This window comes from Bradyrhizobium diversitatis, from assembly GCF_016031635.1.
In the GTDB taxonomy this organism is placed as follows: domain Bacteria; phylum Pseudomonadota; class Alphaproteobacteria; order Rhizobiales; family Xanthobacteraceae; genus Bradyrhizobium; species Bradyrhizobium diversitatis.
The window spans coordinates 15,287-29,071 of sequence record NZ_JACEGD010000026.1 but is presented as its reverse complement, the minus strand read 5'-3'; the positions used below and the strand labels follow the sequence as shown (position 1 = coordinate 29,071).

At 64.9% G+C, this 13,785-nt stretch carries 16 protein-coding genes; 4 read left to right on the top strand and 12 right to left on the bottom strand.

Annotated features, from left to right (window positions below; translation table 11 throughout):
* Positions 1 to 15: 15 nt before the first annotated feature.
* A complete protein-coding gene (locus H1B27_RS26255; protein ID WP_028176958.1) occupies positions 16 to 258 on the top strand; it encodes a hypothetical protein in 243 nt (80 codons plus the stop codon).
* A 120-nt stretch (positions 259 to 378) separates the two neighbouring features.
* Here H1B27_RS26255 and H1B27_RS26250 read toward each other — a convergent pair whose 3' ends face one another.
* Positions 379 to 597, bottom strand: coding sequence for a hypothetical protein (locus H1B27_RS26250; RefSeq protein WP_197968035.1), 219 nt, complete (start codon positions 595 to 597; stop codon positions 379 to 381).
* Positions 598 to 712: 115 nt separating this feature from the next.
* Between H1B27_RS26250 and H1B27_RS26245 the strand changes: the two genes are divergently transcribed.
* Both H1B27_RS26245 and H1B27_RS26240 read left to right on the top strand, forming a co-directional pair.
* A complete protein-coding gene (locus H1B27_RS26245) occupies positions 713 to 907 on the top strand; it encodes a DUF3072 domain-containing protein (RefSeq protein WP_197968034.1) in 195 nt (64 codons plus the stop codon).
* 84 nt (positions 908 to 991) lie between these two features.
* The gene (locus H1B27_RS26240; protein ID WP_061878432.1) at positions 992 to 1,285 is read left to right on the top strand and encodes a DUF6496 domain-containing protein; all 294 of its coding nucleotides are present in this window, start codon (positions 992 to 994) and stop codon (positions 1,283 to 1,285) included.
* A 12-nt stretch (positions 1,286 to 1,297) separates the two neighbouring features.
* Here the strand turns inward: H1B27_RS26240 and H1B27_RS26235 are convergent, their stop codons facing one another.
* Both H1B27_RS26235 and H1B27_RS26230 read right to left on the bottom strand, forming a co-directional pair.
* Positions 1,298 to 1,660 (bottom strand): hypothetical protein, encoded by a 363-nt coding sequence (locus tag H1B27_RS26235; protein ID WP_061878709.1) that lies wholly within the window; start codon positions 1,658 to 1,660, stop codon positions 1,298 to 1,300.
* 268 nt (positions 1,661 to 1,928) lie between these two features.
* Positions 1,929 to 3,476, bottom strand: coding sequence for a Do family serine endopeptidase (locus tag H1B27_RS26230; RefSeq protein ID WP_197968033.1), 1,548 nt, complete (start codon positions 3,474 to 3,476; stop codon positions 1,929 to 1,931).
* A gap of 206 nt (positions 3,477 to 3,682) precedes the next feature.
* On the opposite strand from H1B27_RS26230, the gene H1B27_RS26225 reads away from it, so the two are divergent.
* The gene (locus tag H1B27_RS26225; RefSeq protein WP_061878434.1) at positions 3,683 to 4,519 is read left to right on the top strand and encodes a universal stress protein; all 837 of its coding nucleotides are present in this window, start codon (positions 3,683 to 3,685) and stop codon (positions 4,517 to 4,519) included.
* A 20-nt stretch (positions 4,520 to 4,539) separates the two neighbouring features.
* On the opposite strand, the gene H1B27_RS26220 is transcribed toward H1B27_RS26225, so the two are convergent.
* The 9 genes from H1B27_RS26220 to H1B27_RS26180 form a co-directional block, all read right to left on the bottom strand.
* On the bottom strand, positions 4,540 to 4,752 hold the full coding sequence (locus H1B27_RS26220; RefSeq protein ID WP_061878435.1) for a hypothetical protein: 213 nt from the start codon (positions 4,750 to 4,752) through the stop codon (positions 4,540 to 4,542).
* Positions 4,753 to 4,925: 173 nt separating this feature from the next.
* Positions 4,926 to 5,663, bottom strand: coding sequence for a ribulose-phosphate 3-epimerase (rpe, locus tag H1B27_RS26215; protein WP_061878436.1), 738 nt, complete (start codon positions 5,661 to 5,663; stop codon positions 4,926 to 4,928).
* Positions 5,660 to 6,592, bottom strand: a complete 933-nt coding sequence (gene cbbX / locus H1B27_RS26210) for a CbbX protein (RefSeq protein ID WP_061878710.1) — start codon at positions 6,590 to 6,592, stop codon at positions 5,660 to 5,662. The genes rpe and cbbX overlap by 4 nt, the downstream gene beginning before the upstream one ends.
* A 96-nt stretch (positions 6,593 to 6,688) precedes the next feature.
* Positions 6,689 to 7,096 (bottom strand): ribulose bisphosphate carboxylase small subunit, encoded by a 408-nt coding sequence (locus H1B27_RS26205; RefSeq protein ID WP_197968032.1) that lies wholly within the window; start codon positions 7,094 to 7,096, stop codon positions 6,689 to 6,691.
* 11 nt (positions 7,097 to 7,107) lie between these two features.
* Positions 7,108 to 8,568, bottom strand: coding sequence for a form I ribulose bisphosphate carboxylase large subunit (locus H1B27_RS26200; RefSeq protein WP_197968031.1), 1,461 nt, complete (start codon positions 8,566 to 8,568; stop codon positions 7,108 to 7,110).
* 38 nt (positions 8,569 to 8,606) lie between these two features.
* Positions 8,607 to 9,692 carry a class II fructose-bisphosphate aldolase gene (fba, locus tag H1B27_RS26195; protein ID WP_197968030.1) on the bottom strand — a complete coding sequence of 362 codons (1,086 nt, stop codon included), beginning with the start codon at positions 9,690 to 9,692 and terminating at the stop codon, positions 8,607 to 8,609.
* 12 nt (positions 9,693 to 9,704) lie between these two features.
* A complete protein-coding gene (gene tkt, locus H1B27_RS26190) occupies positions 9,705 to 11,723 on the bottom strand; it encodes a transketolase (RefSeq protein ID WP_197968029.1) in 2,019 nt (672 codons plus the stop codon).
* Positions 11,724 to 11,739: 16 nt separating this feature from the next.
* Positions 11,740 to 12,615, bottom strand: a complete 876-nt coding sequence (locus H1B27_RS26185) for a phosphoribulokinase (protein WP_061878441.1) — start codon at positions 12,613 to 12,615, stop codon at positions 11,740 to 11,742.
* Positions 12,616 to 12,627: 12 nt separating this feature from the next.
* On the bottom strand, positions 12,628 to 13,665 hold the full coding sequence (locus H1B27_RS26180; protein WP_197968028.1) for a class 1 fructose-bisphosphatase: 1,038 nt from the start codon (positions 13,663 to 13,665) through the stop codon (positions 12,628 to 12,630).
* Between the last annotated feature and the right edge of the window lie 120 nt (positions 13,666 to 13,785).

Below are 13,785 nucleotides of genomic sequence, written 5' to 3'. Positions count from 1 at the left end.
CAGGGAGTTTCCCGCATGAAGACGACCAAGCTCGCTCTCGCCGTAATGTTGGCAACCGGCCTTGCCGCCGCGCCGTTCGCCGTGCAGGCCAAGTCACACAAGGCCAAGCATGGATCCTCGATGTCATCGTCACAGACCACCGGCGCCAACACCAAGTCTTCCAAGGGCGCTGATCCTTCCGGCCAAGGCGGCTCCGGCCCCGGCTCCGATCAGGGCGGCACCATGACGAACAAAGGCGGCATGACCAACACCAAATAGGCCACTCCCTGGAATCCATCGAGGGCCCCGCCCGTTGCGGGGCCCTTTCTCTTGGGGCTCGTGCGCAGTTTCAAATCCGGTACGCGTCCGGGTCCCTTCTCCACCGCGCGCTCCCCGATTTCAGCGGGGCCCGCTCGCGCGCGCAGGATTGCCCGTCTTCGCGGGACGAAGGCGGACCCGGTCGCGGACGTCAGGCAGAACGTCGCTGCCGCCAGCTGCCTTCCATTCGCCGATCAGGAGGTTGATTCTCCGGCGCAGATCCATCTGCGCCAGGGCCCTTTCCGTGCAATCGCAGCCGCGCTCGACGAGATCGCGCACCGACGCCTCGACGTCGGCCATTTCGAGCCTCAAGACTCTGATTTTACGTCGAATTTCATTAATTCTGTTGTCCATGGCTTGTTAGAACAAAATAAGAACATATAGTCAAGTCACGATTTCAGAACGGAGAACGCGGATGCAGGTTCAAGGTAAATACGACGCCAGGGTTCTTCTCGGCGAGCAGATGACGCGGGCACAGGGTCTCAGGCTGAAGCGGCTGAGCGAAGAGGCCTATCAACCCGCCCAATTTGCACGGGACCTGTCCTTCGGTGAGGCCGCACGGCGCATCCAGGCGCTGGAGGCGGAGATCGACTTGGCGAACTCCTTCTAACTGCGGCGCGCGCCTGCACGTTGTGTATGCGCTGCCGGAACCATGGCTGAGCCGAATGGTTCTCCTCGCCAAGGGAGAGCATGCATGGCACGCAAGGCAAAGAAACGTCGCTACTCGCGCAGCTCCGGCAGCGATGTCGAAAGCGAGATGCGGCGCTACAAAAAGGGTACCGCGAAGAGCGGGCGCGGAGGACGCGGCGGCCGCGTGAAGAGCCGCAAGCAGGCAATCGCGATCGGACTGTCGAAGGCACGCAAGAAGGGCAAGAAGGTCCCGAAGAAGGCATCGAAGCGGAACAGCGCCAAGAAGACGTCGAGAAAATCGTCTAAGTCAAGCAAGTCGTCAAAGAAGTCGTCCAAGCGCAAATCCAGCAAGCGCTGACGCTGACCCGTCTCAGGTCATGCTGCCCGGCATGAAGCAGCGGATCGAAATCCCGAACGCCGTCTTCACCGGCCACACCATGGTGCGGCCGGCCCGGTTCGGCTCGGTGATGACGGCTTCGTCCGGCACATCTATCCACTGCCCGTCCAGACGCACGCGGTAACGCCCGTTGTGCGACTCCCAGTCGGGATCGGCGACGGCAAATCCATCCGCATCCGAGCAGCACGGGCCGAGCTGGCTGCGCAGACTGTCGAACCATGGCTTCAGGGGTGAGTTCGCGTAGCGGCCGTCATCTCGCCCGAGCGCGTTTCCGCCCCAGAGCACCAATGACGCTGCGAGCAGTGCACTCCTCCGCGAGAGCTTCAATCGAACCATGTCGGCACCGATCAAAATGCGAACCGCCAGCAAGTTCCACAAAGCGGCGGCAGGCTCGAAGTTCCACGCCTGCAATCCACCTTTGCGGCCTCCTTGCCGCAGATGTTGGAACTGTGATGAACGAACACGGCTTTTTCGGACGAACTGCGTCACCATTCCTGTGGTTAACGAGAATGTTATCAATAGCCCAACGGGAATTTCGAGGCTGAACAGGAAAGGCGGCCCGAGGGCCGCCTTTTTTGACGTGGGTCGATCGATGCGCGCGACTCTACGCTAGCGGAACTGCGACGAATCTCGTCGCCTCCGCGCTTCTGACCTGCAACAGCACGCTGCGCTTGCCCGACGATTTGGCCTGCGCCAGCTCCGAACGGACGTCGCCGACATTGGCGACCGCCTTGCCGCCGACATTGAGGATGACGTCGCCGGTCTGAATGCCGCGTTGTGCCGCCGGCCCTTGCGGATCGACCTCGGTGACGACGACACCCTTCTGGCCCGCGCCCTGGACGTCACCTGCCGGCGCCAAGCTGAGGCCGAGGCGCGGCGTGCCGGCATTCGGCTGCCCTTTGCCCTCGTCGGAATTGCCATTTCCTTTGGCTTGCCGCTCGTTCGGCAGCTCGCCGAGCGCGAGGGTCACCGTTTTGCTGTCGCCCTTGCGGAAGACATCGAGCTTCACGGACGTGCCCGGCGCCAAGGTGGCGATGGTGCGGGCGAGGTCGCGGGAGTCCTTGATCGTGGTGCCGTTGACGGCGGTGATGACGTCCCCCGCCTCGATGCCGGCCTTCGCCGCCGGGCTGCCGTCCTGCGGATTGTCGACGATCGCCCCGCGCGCCTCCTTGAGGCCGAGGCTGTCGGCAATATCCGATGTCACGGGCTGCACCTGCACGCCGAGCCAGCCTCGGGTGACCACGCCCTTGTCCTTCAATTGGGCGACGACGAGCTTGGCGGTCGAGGCCGGAATGTCGAAGCCGATGCCGACCGAGCCGCCCGAGGGCGAGAAGATCGCAGTGTTCACGCCGATCACGTTGCCGTTCATGTCGAAGGCCGGGCCGCCGGAATTGCCCTTGTTGATGGGCGCATCGATCTGGATGAAGTCGTCATAGGGACCATTGCCGATATCACGGCCGCTGGCCGAGACGATGCCCGCGGTCACAGTGCCGCCAAGACCGAAGGGATTGCCGACGGCGACCACCCAATCGCCGATGCGCGGCTTCTGGTCGGAGAATTTGACGAACGGAAAGTCCTTCTTGCCATCGACCTTGATCAGCGCGAGATCGGTCTTCGGATCGGTGCCGACGACTTTCGCAGTGTAGGTCGTGCCGTCATCCATCGTCACCTGCACGGACTCGGCGTGGTCGACGACGTGGTTGTTGGTCACGGCATAGCCGTCGGCGGAAATGAAGAATCCGGAGCCTTCGCCCGTGATCACCTGATGGCGCTGGCGCGGCATGCCGTTCATGCCGCCCGGGAAGCGGAAGCCGAACTGTCGCGAGAATTGGTCGAACGGCGTATTCTCGTCCGAGTCCATCCGGTTCTGCTGCAGCATCGCGGTCTTGTCGCTGTCCTGGTCGATCTTCACCCGCACCGAGATCACCGCGGGTTTGACCTTGCTGACCAGATCGCCGAAGCCCGGCGGCGTCACGGCGGCTTCCGCAGCGTGAGCCGGCGCAATGAAGGAGTTCGTACCGAACGGCGCGGAGCCTGGCGCCATTGACAGGGCGGCCACGCCCAGCGCGGCCACGGTGCCGAGCAGCGCGAGCCGGCGCGGCCTCAAGATCTTGCGGGACGTGGTGGTGTCGGAATTGACGCGATCGTTCATGTCGAAATATCCATGTTGAGCTGGTGTCGCCTTGCCCCCAACATGGTCGCTTCCACCTTACGGCGTCCCGTCCATCCGATTAAATCTCGGCAAAGAACGGGAGAGCAGGTGCAGCAGGCAGATCGTCGCCGCCCATTTGATGCAGCTCAACACGGGCGCTTCGCGCAGTGAAAAACTGCGCCTATGAGGTCCACCGGAGGCGCGCCATGTACAAAGACATTCTCGTCCACATTCCCACCGAACGTCCCATGCGGTCCGCGATCGAGGGTTCGATCTCGCTCGCGGCGCACCTCAACGCTCATCTCGACGCGGTCGCGGTCGGCTATGTCGCAACCAGTGCAGCTTACGTGATGGAGGGCGGCGCGGCGGTGGCGGCCGTGTTCGAACTGGAGCGCGAGCGGGCCGTGGAGCGGGCCGAGGCCGCGCTCGCGGTGTTCAGGAGCGAAGCGGCGAACGCCGGCATCTCCTATGCCTGCCACGCGCTCGGCGCGATCCCGGCGGATGCAGCCGTCTCGCTCGGCGAGATGGCGCGACTGCACGACCTCAGCATCGTACTCCAGCCGGATCCGGCTCAGGGCGCGTTCGACAACGACGTGCCGAGCGAGATCCTGTTTCAGGCGGGCGGCCCGGTGCTGTTCCTGCCCTACACCTTCCGTGGAGCCTTCAAGGCGAACCGGATCGGCATCTGCTGGGACGGCAGCCGCCTCGCTGCCCGCGCCGTGCGCGACGCAGCGACGTTCCTGGCGCGCGCCGCAGAGATCGTGATCATCACCATCAACGAGGCCGACGCCGTCTCCGGCGAAGCTTCAGCGAGCAGTCTGGCAAAACATCTCGGCCGGCGCGGACTGCCGACCCGCACGGTCAGCCTGTCGGCGACGCGCGCCGACATTCAGCCGACCATCCTGTCGCTGGCGGCCGACGAGAGCCTCGATCTCCTGGTGATGGGCGGCTATGGCCATTCGCGGTTGCAGGAGCGCATTCTCGGCGGCGTCACCCGCGCCATGCTGGAAGCCATGACAGTGCCGACGCTGATGTCGCATTGAGCCGAGCCGGCTTGGCGCCATTACGCCGCGACGGGAGCCTCCCAGGGCGGGGATGCGGCAGCGTCCCCGTCGCGTTGCACATTGCACGCGTCGAAATGCGCCTTGAGTTCGACTTCGGCGAGGTGTTCGAAATGTTCGGCCTGGCCGAGGAGTTCCCAAGTCTGGAGCGGCCGGTAGGCCGCCTGCTGACGACAGAGGGACGCCAGCGCCCGGTAGCGACGTACGTTCTCCATGAGACCCTCCCTCGCATCTGCCGAGGTTATTGTCTTAATTTACGTCAGGCCGATGGCGATTGTGCAAAAGATTTGCTGCGCCCCGCCCGCGCCTGATCTCGGCTCGTTCTTGGAAAATGCGTACGCGGGTCAAGTTCCAAATGGCGCCAAGGGGGACCTCGGTCTCCTGTAGTCTACCGGATGAGGCCTCCCTCGCTCACACGCATCCGCTGCGCAGAACTGTTTTGCAGGTGCGGAACTCGGCCGGCCTCGGCGGCGGCGCGAATGGCTTCAATATTGGCGGCATAATCGGCAGCGCCCCTGCCGCGAAACACGGCGGAACCCGCGACCAGCGTATCGGCGCCCGCTGCAGCCACGGCAGCGGCATTGTCGCGCGTGACGCCGCCATCGACTTCGAGACGGATCGGCCGCTCGCCGATCATGGTCCTGATCCGCTTGATCTTCTCGATCTGCGACCCGATGAATGATTGGCCACCAAAGCCCGGATTGACCGTCATCACCAGCACGAGATCGATACGGTCGAGCACGTATTCGATCGTCGCCTCCGGCGTCGACGGACACAGGCTGACGCCAGCCTTCCTGCCGAGCGAGCGGATCGCCTGGAGCGAGCGGTCGAGATGCGGGCCGGCTTCGGCGTGCACCGTGATGAGGTCCGCTCCGCCTCTCGCGAACGCCTCGAGATAGGCATCGGTCGGCGCGATCATCAAATGCACGTCGAAGACCTTGTTCGTCAACGGCCGGATCGCCTTGATGACGTCAGCACCGAAACTGATGTTCGGCACGAAATGCCCGTCCATGACGTCGCAATGGATCCAGTCGGCCCCGGCCGCATCGATCGCCGCGACCTCCTCGCCGAGACGGGCGAAATCCGCGGCCAGGATCGAGGGGGCGATAAGGATGTCTCCGCTCATGGCTTTGCACTCCGCGCTTCAGTGCCGCCGCTGAAGACGCGGCTCGCAAGGACGTCCGCGGGATCAATGGTCTCGAGGTCGGCGACATCGAGCATACGGTCGAGATCGGACACCAGGCGATCGGCCTGCCGCAGACGAATGCGGTCGACGGCGTTGCGGATCGAACGGGCGTTGGAGAAGAACGGCTGGGTCCGGCGAAATTCGATGTACTTCTCGAAAGCCTCGCGCGCGGCCGCCGAGAAGCGATAGCCGCGCTCCTTCAGCATCAGCTCGGCGATGACGAGCAGTTCGGCCTCGGCATAGTCAGGAAATTCGATGTGATGGGCGATGCGCGAGCGGAAGCCGGGATTGGAGGCGAAGAAGCTCGTCATCCGCTCGCCATAGCCGGCAAGGATCACCACGAGGTCTTCGCGCTGGTTCTCCATCACCTGGAGCAGGATCTCGATCGATTCCTGGCCATAGTCGCGCTCGTTGTCGGGACGATGCAGGTAATAGGCCTCGTCGATGAACAACACGCCGCCCATCGCCTTCTTCAGGATCTCCTTGGTCTTCGGCGCGGTGTGGCCGATATACTGGCCGACGAGGTCGTCGCGCGTCACGGAGATCACCTGACCGCGCCGCACGAAGCCGAGGCCGTGCAGGATCTTGGCCATGCGTAGCGCCACGGTCGTCTTGCCCGTGCCGGGATTGCCCGTGAACGACATGTGCAGCGTCGGCGGCGCGGAGGCCAGTCCCGCCCGCTGCCGGATACGTTCGACCAGCAGCAGCGAGGCGATCTGGCGCACGCGGTCCTTCACCGGCTTGAGCCCGATCAGCTCTTGATCGAGCTGTTGCAGCGTATCGGTGATCCCGGCCGCTTCGGCCTCCTTGCGGAGATCGAAACGAGTCTCGTTCTGTTCAGTCGTCGTTGCATGGGGAACATCGAGCATCGGCACCTCGAAGAAAAGAGCTTCGCCGCCGGGAGCGGCGAAGCAGTGGTCCGCCAAGGATGCGGAGCAGGGAGAGCTCCGCGCGGAGGAGAATGGTTATTGAGCGGCGTGGGGGGCCGGCTTGCGCATCGTGGTGTAACGGATCGCGCGGCCGCCGACTTCCTGCCGCACCAGCTCGAACTCGGCTTCCTTCGGCGGCCGGTTGACGAGGAAGGAGATCCGCACCGATTCCCAGCCATGGCTGGAATCGAAGCCGCTGATGCGGATGTAGCGGTCGCCGTACACCCTGCGGCATTCGGCGAGCTCCATCATCACGCCGGCGGCGTCCTGAAGGTCGAACATCGGCAGCCCCCACATCTCCCAATAGGTGTTGCGGGGATGCGGATCGTCGGTGAACTCGATGTTCACCGCCCAACCCTTGGTCAGACAATATTGCACCTGCTTGGTGATCTGATCGTCGGTGAGATCGGGCAGGAACGAGAAGCAGCCTTGAGTCAGCTTCATGTCAAATCTCCTCAAACGGTTTCGAGCGCGGTCGGCACGAAGTCCGGCGTGTCGGTCGATTGATAATTGAAGGTCACGTCCTTCCAGACTTCGAGCGCCGCCTTCAGCGGCGTGCAGGTCTCGGCCGCCCTGGCCAGGATCTCCGGGCCCTCGTGGATGTAGTCGCGGCCCTCGTTGCGGGCGAGGATCATGGCTTCCAGCGCCACGCGGTTGGCGATCGCGCCGGCGGCAATGCCCATGGGATGGCCGATGGTGCCGCCGCCGAACTGCAGCACGACGTCTTCGCCCAGGAGGTCGAGCAGCTGATGCATCTGGCCGGCGTGGATACCACCGGAGGCGACCGGCATCACCTTGTTGAGGCTCGCCCAGAACTGGTCGAAGAACAGGCCGTGCTCGAGCTTGGTCGGGTTGAAGTCCTCGCGGCAGACATCGTAGTAGCCACGCGTGGTGTTGGGATCGCCTTCGAGCTTGCCGACCACCGTGCCGGCATGGATGTGGTCGACACCGGCAAGGCGCATCCATTTGGCGATGACGCGGAACGATACGCCATGGCTCTTCTGCCGCGTATAGGTCGAGTGACCGGCGCGGTGCAGATGCAGGATCATGTCGTTGCGGCGCGCCCACTTCGCCATCGACTGGATCGCGGTGTAGCCGATCACGAGGTCGATCATGACGATGCACGACCCGAGTTCCTTCGCGAACTCCGCGCGCTCGTACATGTCCTCCATCGTGCCCGCGGTGATGTTCAGGTAGGTGCCCTTCACCTCGCCCGAGGCGGCCTGCGCGCGGTTCACCGCCTCCATGCAGTAGAGGAAACGGTCGCGCCAGTGCATGAAGGGCTGCGAGTTGATGTTCTCGTCGTCCTTGGTGAAGTCGAGCCCGCCCTTCAGCGCCTCATAGACCACGCGGCCATAGTTGCGCCCGGATAGACCGAGCTTCGGCTTCACCGTTGCGCCCAGCAGCGGCCGACCGAACTTGTCGAGGCGTTCGCGCTCGACCACGATGCCGGTCGCCGGCCCCTGGAACGTCTTCACATAGGCGACGGGGAAGCGCATGTCTTCCAGGCGCAGCGCCTTCAGCGGCTTGAAGCCGAACACATTGCCGATGATCGAGGCCGACAGGTTTGCGATCGAGCCCGGCTCGAACAGGTCGAGGTCATAGGCGATATAAGCGAAATACGAGCCGTGCGAGCCCGGGACCGGATCGACGCGATAGCACTTGGCGCGATATTTCTCCGCGGCGGTGAGGCGATCGGTCCACACCACGGTCCAGGTCGCGGTCGAGGATTCGCCGGCCACCGCAGCCGAGGCCTCGATCGGATCGACGCCCTCCTGTGGCGTGACGCGAAACAGCGCGATGACATCCGTGTCCTTTGGCGTGTAATCGGGCTCCCAATAGCCCATGCGCTTGTATTCCATCACGCCGGAGCGATAGCGCTCTTTGCCGCGGACCGTGCCTGCATGTGCGTTCATGTCTCTCTCCTGCTCTTTTCTCTGCTCTTTCCGATTAACTAGGCCGCCACGGACTCGCGGGCGTCGACGCGCGGATCGAGCTCGCCGGCGCGGTAGCGCCGCGCCATCTCGTTCAAGGGAACCACCTTGATCTTGCTCGCGTGACCTGCGGTGCCGAACTGCTCGAAGCGCTCGCGGCAGAGCTCGCGCATCGCGTCCATCGCGGGCTTGAGGAATTTGCGTGGATCGAACTCACTGCGGCTTTGCGCCGCCACCTTGCGAAACACCGCAGTCATCGCCAGCCGACAGTCGGTGTCGATATTGACCTTGCGCACGCCGCTCTTGATGCCGCGGACGATCTCGTCCACCGGCACGCCCCAGGTCTGCGGCATCTCGCCGCCGAACTGGTTGAACATGTCTTGGAGCGACTGCGGCACCGAGGAGGATCCGTGCATGACCAGATGGGTGTTCGGCAGCCGGCGATGGATCTCCTCGACCACGCGCATCGCCAGGATGTCGCCATCGGGCTTGCGGCTGAACTTGTAGGCGCCGTGGGAGGTGCCCATCGCGATCGCCAGGGCGTCGACCTTCGTTGCGCGGACGAAATCGACGGCCTGATCAGGATCGGTCAACAGTTGGTCGTGGCTGACCTTGCCCTCGACGCCGTGGCCGTCTTCCTGCTCGCCGCCGCCGTGCTCCAGCGAGCCGAGCACGCCGAGCTCGCCTTCGACGGACGCGCCGACCCAATGCGCGAGATCGACGACGCGGCGGGTGATCGCGACGTTGTAGTCGTAGTCGGCCGCCGTCTTTGCGTCGGCCTTGAGCGAGCCGTCCATCATCACCGACGTGAAGCCGTGGGCGATCGCGGAGGCGCAGGTCGCCTCGTCATTGCCGTGGTCCTGGTGCATGCAGAGCGGGATGTCGGGATAAGTCCGCTCCAGCGCGTCGATCATGTGCGAGAGCATGAGATCGCCGGCATAGCTGCGCGCGCCGCGTGAGGCCTGGATGATGACGGGCGCATCGACCTCGGCCGCCGCCTGCATGATCGCGATGCCCTGCTCCATGTTATTGATGTTGAATGCCGGCACGGCATAGCCGTGGCTGGCGGCATGATCGAGCAGCTGGCGAAGTGTGATACGGGCCACGGGACGTCCTCCTTATTGTCTCTTGCGGGCAATCGCCCGGCGGGCGGCTTCCGCAATGCTCTGCGGCGTGATGCCGAATTCGCGGTACAACACTGGTGCCGGCGCCGAGGCGCCGAAGCCGCGCATGCCGACGAACTCGCCGTCGGTGCCGATCCAGCGTGGCCAGTCGCCCAGCACCGCCGCCTCGATGCCGACGCGCGGCGCGGTGCCGAGGATGGCGGCGCGGTAATCGTCCAGCTGTTCCTCGAACAGGGCGAAGCACGGCGCCGACACCACGGCCGCACGGATGTGTTCGGTCGCGAGCAGGCGGGCGGCGTCCAGGGCTATCGCCACTTCCGAGCCGGTTGCGATCAGCGTCACGTCGCGCCCGCCCTCCGGCGAGACGACGAGATAGGCACCGCGTGAGACACGGTTTCTGCCGCGCGCATCGCTGCGAAAGGTCGGCAGCGCCTGGCGCGACAGGCACAGCACGGATGGACGGTTCTCGGAGCTGAGCGCGCAGTCCCAGGCCTCCAGCGTCTCCACGGCGTCCGCGGGACGGAACACCAGGAGGTTCGGAATCACGCGCAACGCCGCCAGATGCTCGACCGGCTGATGCGTCGGGCCGTCCTCGCCGAGGCCGATGGAATCGTGGGTCATCACATGGATGGCCCGCACGCGCATCAGCGCGGCAAGGCGGATCGCGGGCCGGCTGTAATCGGAGAAGGCCAGGAACGTGCCCCCATAGGGAATGAAGCCGCCATGCAATGCGAGACCGTTCATCGCAGCGGCCATGCCGTGCTCGCGAATGCCGTAGTGGATGTAATCGCCGCCGAACGCTCCTCGCTTGACGGGAGCCTGCGCCTTGGCATGCGTGAGGTTCGAATGCGTGAGGTCCGCGGAGCCGCCGACCAGGCCGGGGATGGTCCCGGCGATGCCGTCGAGCACCTGTTGCGAGGCCTGCCGCGTCGCGAGCTTCGGACGCTCGGATGCGAAACGCTCGCGTAATTTTGCGGCGGCCAGTGCATAGGCAGCGGGCAAAGCGACGGCCTTGCCCTCAACGAACAGGTCGCGCTGCTCCGGCGTCGCACGCTCATAGCGATCGAGCCAGGCGAGCCGGTCGACCTGCCCGCGTTGCCCGATCATCCGCCAGGCCTTCTGAATCGGGAGCGGCACCACGAAGGGCTGGTAGTCCCAACCCAGATTCCGGCGCGCCGCCGCCGTCTGCTCGGTGCCGAGCGGCGCGCCATGCGCCTTCTCCGTGCCCTGCCTATCAGGCGCGCCATAACCGATGATGGTGCGGCAGGCGATCAGCGACGGCTTCGGGGTCTCCCGCTCCTCCGCTATCGCCTGTGCCACCGCTTCGGGATCATGGCCGTCGACGCGGCGCACCGACCAGCCGGAGGCGGCGAAGCGCGCGAGCTGATCGTCCGACGTCGCGAGCGAGGTCGGACCGTCGATGGAGATGCCGTTGTCGTCGAACAGCACGATCAGCCGGCCGAGCCCGAGATGGCCGGCAAGCGAGATCGCCTCCTGGCTGATGCCTTCCATCAGGCAGCCGTCGCCCGCGATGACATAGGTGAAGTGGTCAACGAGCCCATCGCCATGCCGCGCATTGGCCATGCGCTCGGCGAGTGCCATGCCGACCGCGGTTGCAATGCCCTGCCCCAATGGGCCCGTCGTGGTCTCGACGCCGGGCGTGTGACCATATTCGGGGTGGCCCGGCGTCTTCGAGCCCCACTGCCTGAAGGCCTTGATGTCGTCGAGGCTGACGTCTCCGCCGGTCAGATGCAGCAGCGCATAGAGCAGCATCGATCCGTGGCCCGCCGAGAGCACGAAACGATCGCGGTCCGGCCAATTGGGATGCGCCGAATCGAATTTCAGGAAGCGCGAAAACAGCACGGTCGCGACATCGGCCATGCCCATGGGCAGCCCGGGATGGCCGGACTGCGAGGTCTCGATGGCGTCCACCGCGAGGAAGCGGACAGCGTTGGCGAGATCGTGGTGCGTGACCGCCGTGACGTCGGCTTCGGCGTGGACGGAGATGTTCATCGGATTCTCTCCTCGTTCACTTCAGGTTTCGCTTGCGCTCGATCAGCTGCATGATCAGCGGCGTCAGGATCAGCTGCATCGCGAGGTCGAGCTTGGCGCCCGGACACACGATCGAATTGGCGCGCGACATCCAGCTCTGCGGCAGCATCGAGAGCAGATAGGGGAAGTCGATGCCGCGCGGGTTTTTGAAGCGGATCACCACCATCGATTCGTCCGGCGTCGGGATCCAGCGCGCGATGAACGGATTGGAGGTGTCCACCGTCGGCACGCGCTGGAAGTTGATGTCGGTCTCGGTGAATTGCGGGCAGATGTAGTGGATGTAGTCCGGCATCCGCCGCAGGATGGTGTCGGTAACGGCCTCTGTGGAATAGCCGCGCGCGCTGCGATCGCGGTGCAGCTTCTGGATCCATTCGAGATTGATGACAGGCACGACGCCGATCTTCAGATCGGCATAGCGCGCGACATTCACCTTGTCCGTGACCACGGCGCCGTGCAGGCCTTCGTAGAACAGCAGGTCGGAGTTCTCCGGCAGCTGCTTCCAGTCGGTGAAGGTGCCGGGTGCCGCGCCGTGCAGCGCCGATTCCTCGGCATCGTGGACGTAGTGCCGCGTCACCGCGGTGCCGGTCTCGCCGTAATCGCGGAATGCGCGCTCCAGCTCCTCGAACAAATTGGTCTCGGGGCTGAAATGGCTGAAATGCTTGTTGCCGCGCTCGGCCTCCTTGGCCATCTGCGCGCGCATCTCGGCGCGGTCGTAGCGATGGAAGGCGTCGCCCTCGATGTAGGCGGCGTTGACCTTCTCGCGGAAGAAGATCTGCTCGAAGGTCTTCTTGACCGAGGTGGTGCCGGCGCCGGAGGAGCCGGTGATGGAGATGATCGGATGCTTCCTGGACATGGCGCGCCTCGCTCAGAGCCGGAAGAAGCCGCGGCGCGCGAACAGCGGCGCGGAGACGCTGGCGACCAGCAGCGGATCGCAATGCAGTTCCTCGACGCGCCGGACCTCGTTGCTCGAGCCCATGATCAGCGGGACGCGCTGGTGCAGGCTCTGCGCAGACAGTTCGAGGATGCGCTCGCGCCCGGTCGAGGCCGAGCCGCCGGCCTGCTCGATGATCATGGCCATCGGATGCGCCTCGTAGGTGAGGCGCAGGCGGCCGTCGCCATAGCCGGGGCGCGCATCGGAAGGATACAGGAACACGCCGCCGCGGGTGAGGATGCGATAGGCTTCCGCGACCAGCGAGCCGATCCAGCGCATGTTGAAATCGTGGTTGGCCGGCCCGTCGACGCCGGCGAGGCACTCGTCGACGAAGGCGCGCACCGGCGGATCCCAGTGCCGGCGATTCGACGCGTTGATCGCGAACTCCTCGCAGGCCTCCGGGATCTGCACCACGCTGCGCGCGAGGCGGAAACAGCCGGATTTGCGGTCGAGCGTGAAGATGTCGACGCCGTCGCCGAGCGTCAGCACCAGCGAGGTCTGCGGGCCGTAGGTGACGAAGCCGGCAGCGAGTTGCGCCGAGCCGCGCTGATGGAAGGCGAGCGAGAGGTCATCGGGCGCCGGCAGGATCGAGAAGATCGTGCCGACGGTCATGTTGATGTCGATGTTGGAGGAGCCGTCGAGGGGATCGATCGCGATGCAGATGCGCCCCTGACGATCAACGATCTGAGCCTCGCGCATCTCCTCCGACGCCAGCGCCGCGATCGGCAGCCGGCTGAGGCAGCGGCGCAGGATCGCGTCCGCCTGGACGTCGAGATCGCGCTGGAGATCGCCATCGCTGTTGCGGCCCGTGGTCAGGCCCGAGGCGTCGGCGAGATCGCCGGATGCGATGAGATCGGCAATCTCGATCGCCGCTGCCGCGATGGCATCCACCGCACCCGCCACCGCCAGCGCGTGGGGTGCGGTCTCCGAATACCGTTGAAGGTGGTCGTCCAGCCTGAGTTGCCCGGTCATCTGCGTCCATCCCCTCCGTCGGCGCCGCATCCAGTTTCCTCCCCGCTGGAGGTCGGTGCGGTCAGTCCCGGCATCAGGAGATTGACAGGGGCGAGTTAATAAGGAAAATTTCTATTTATA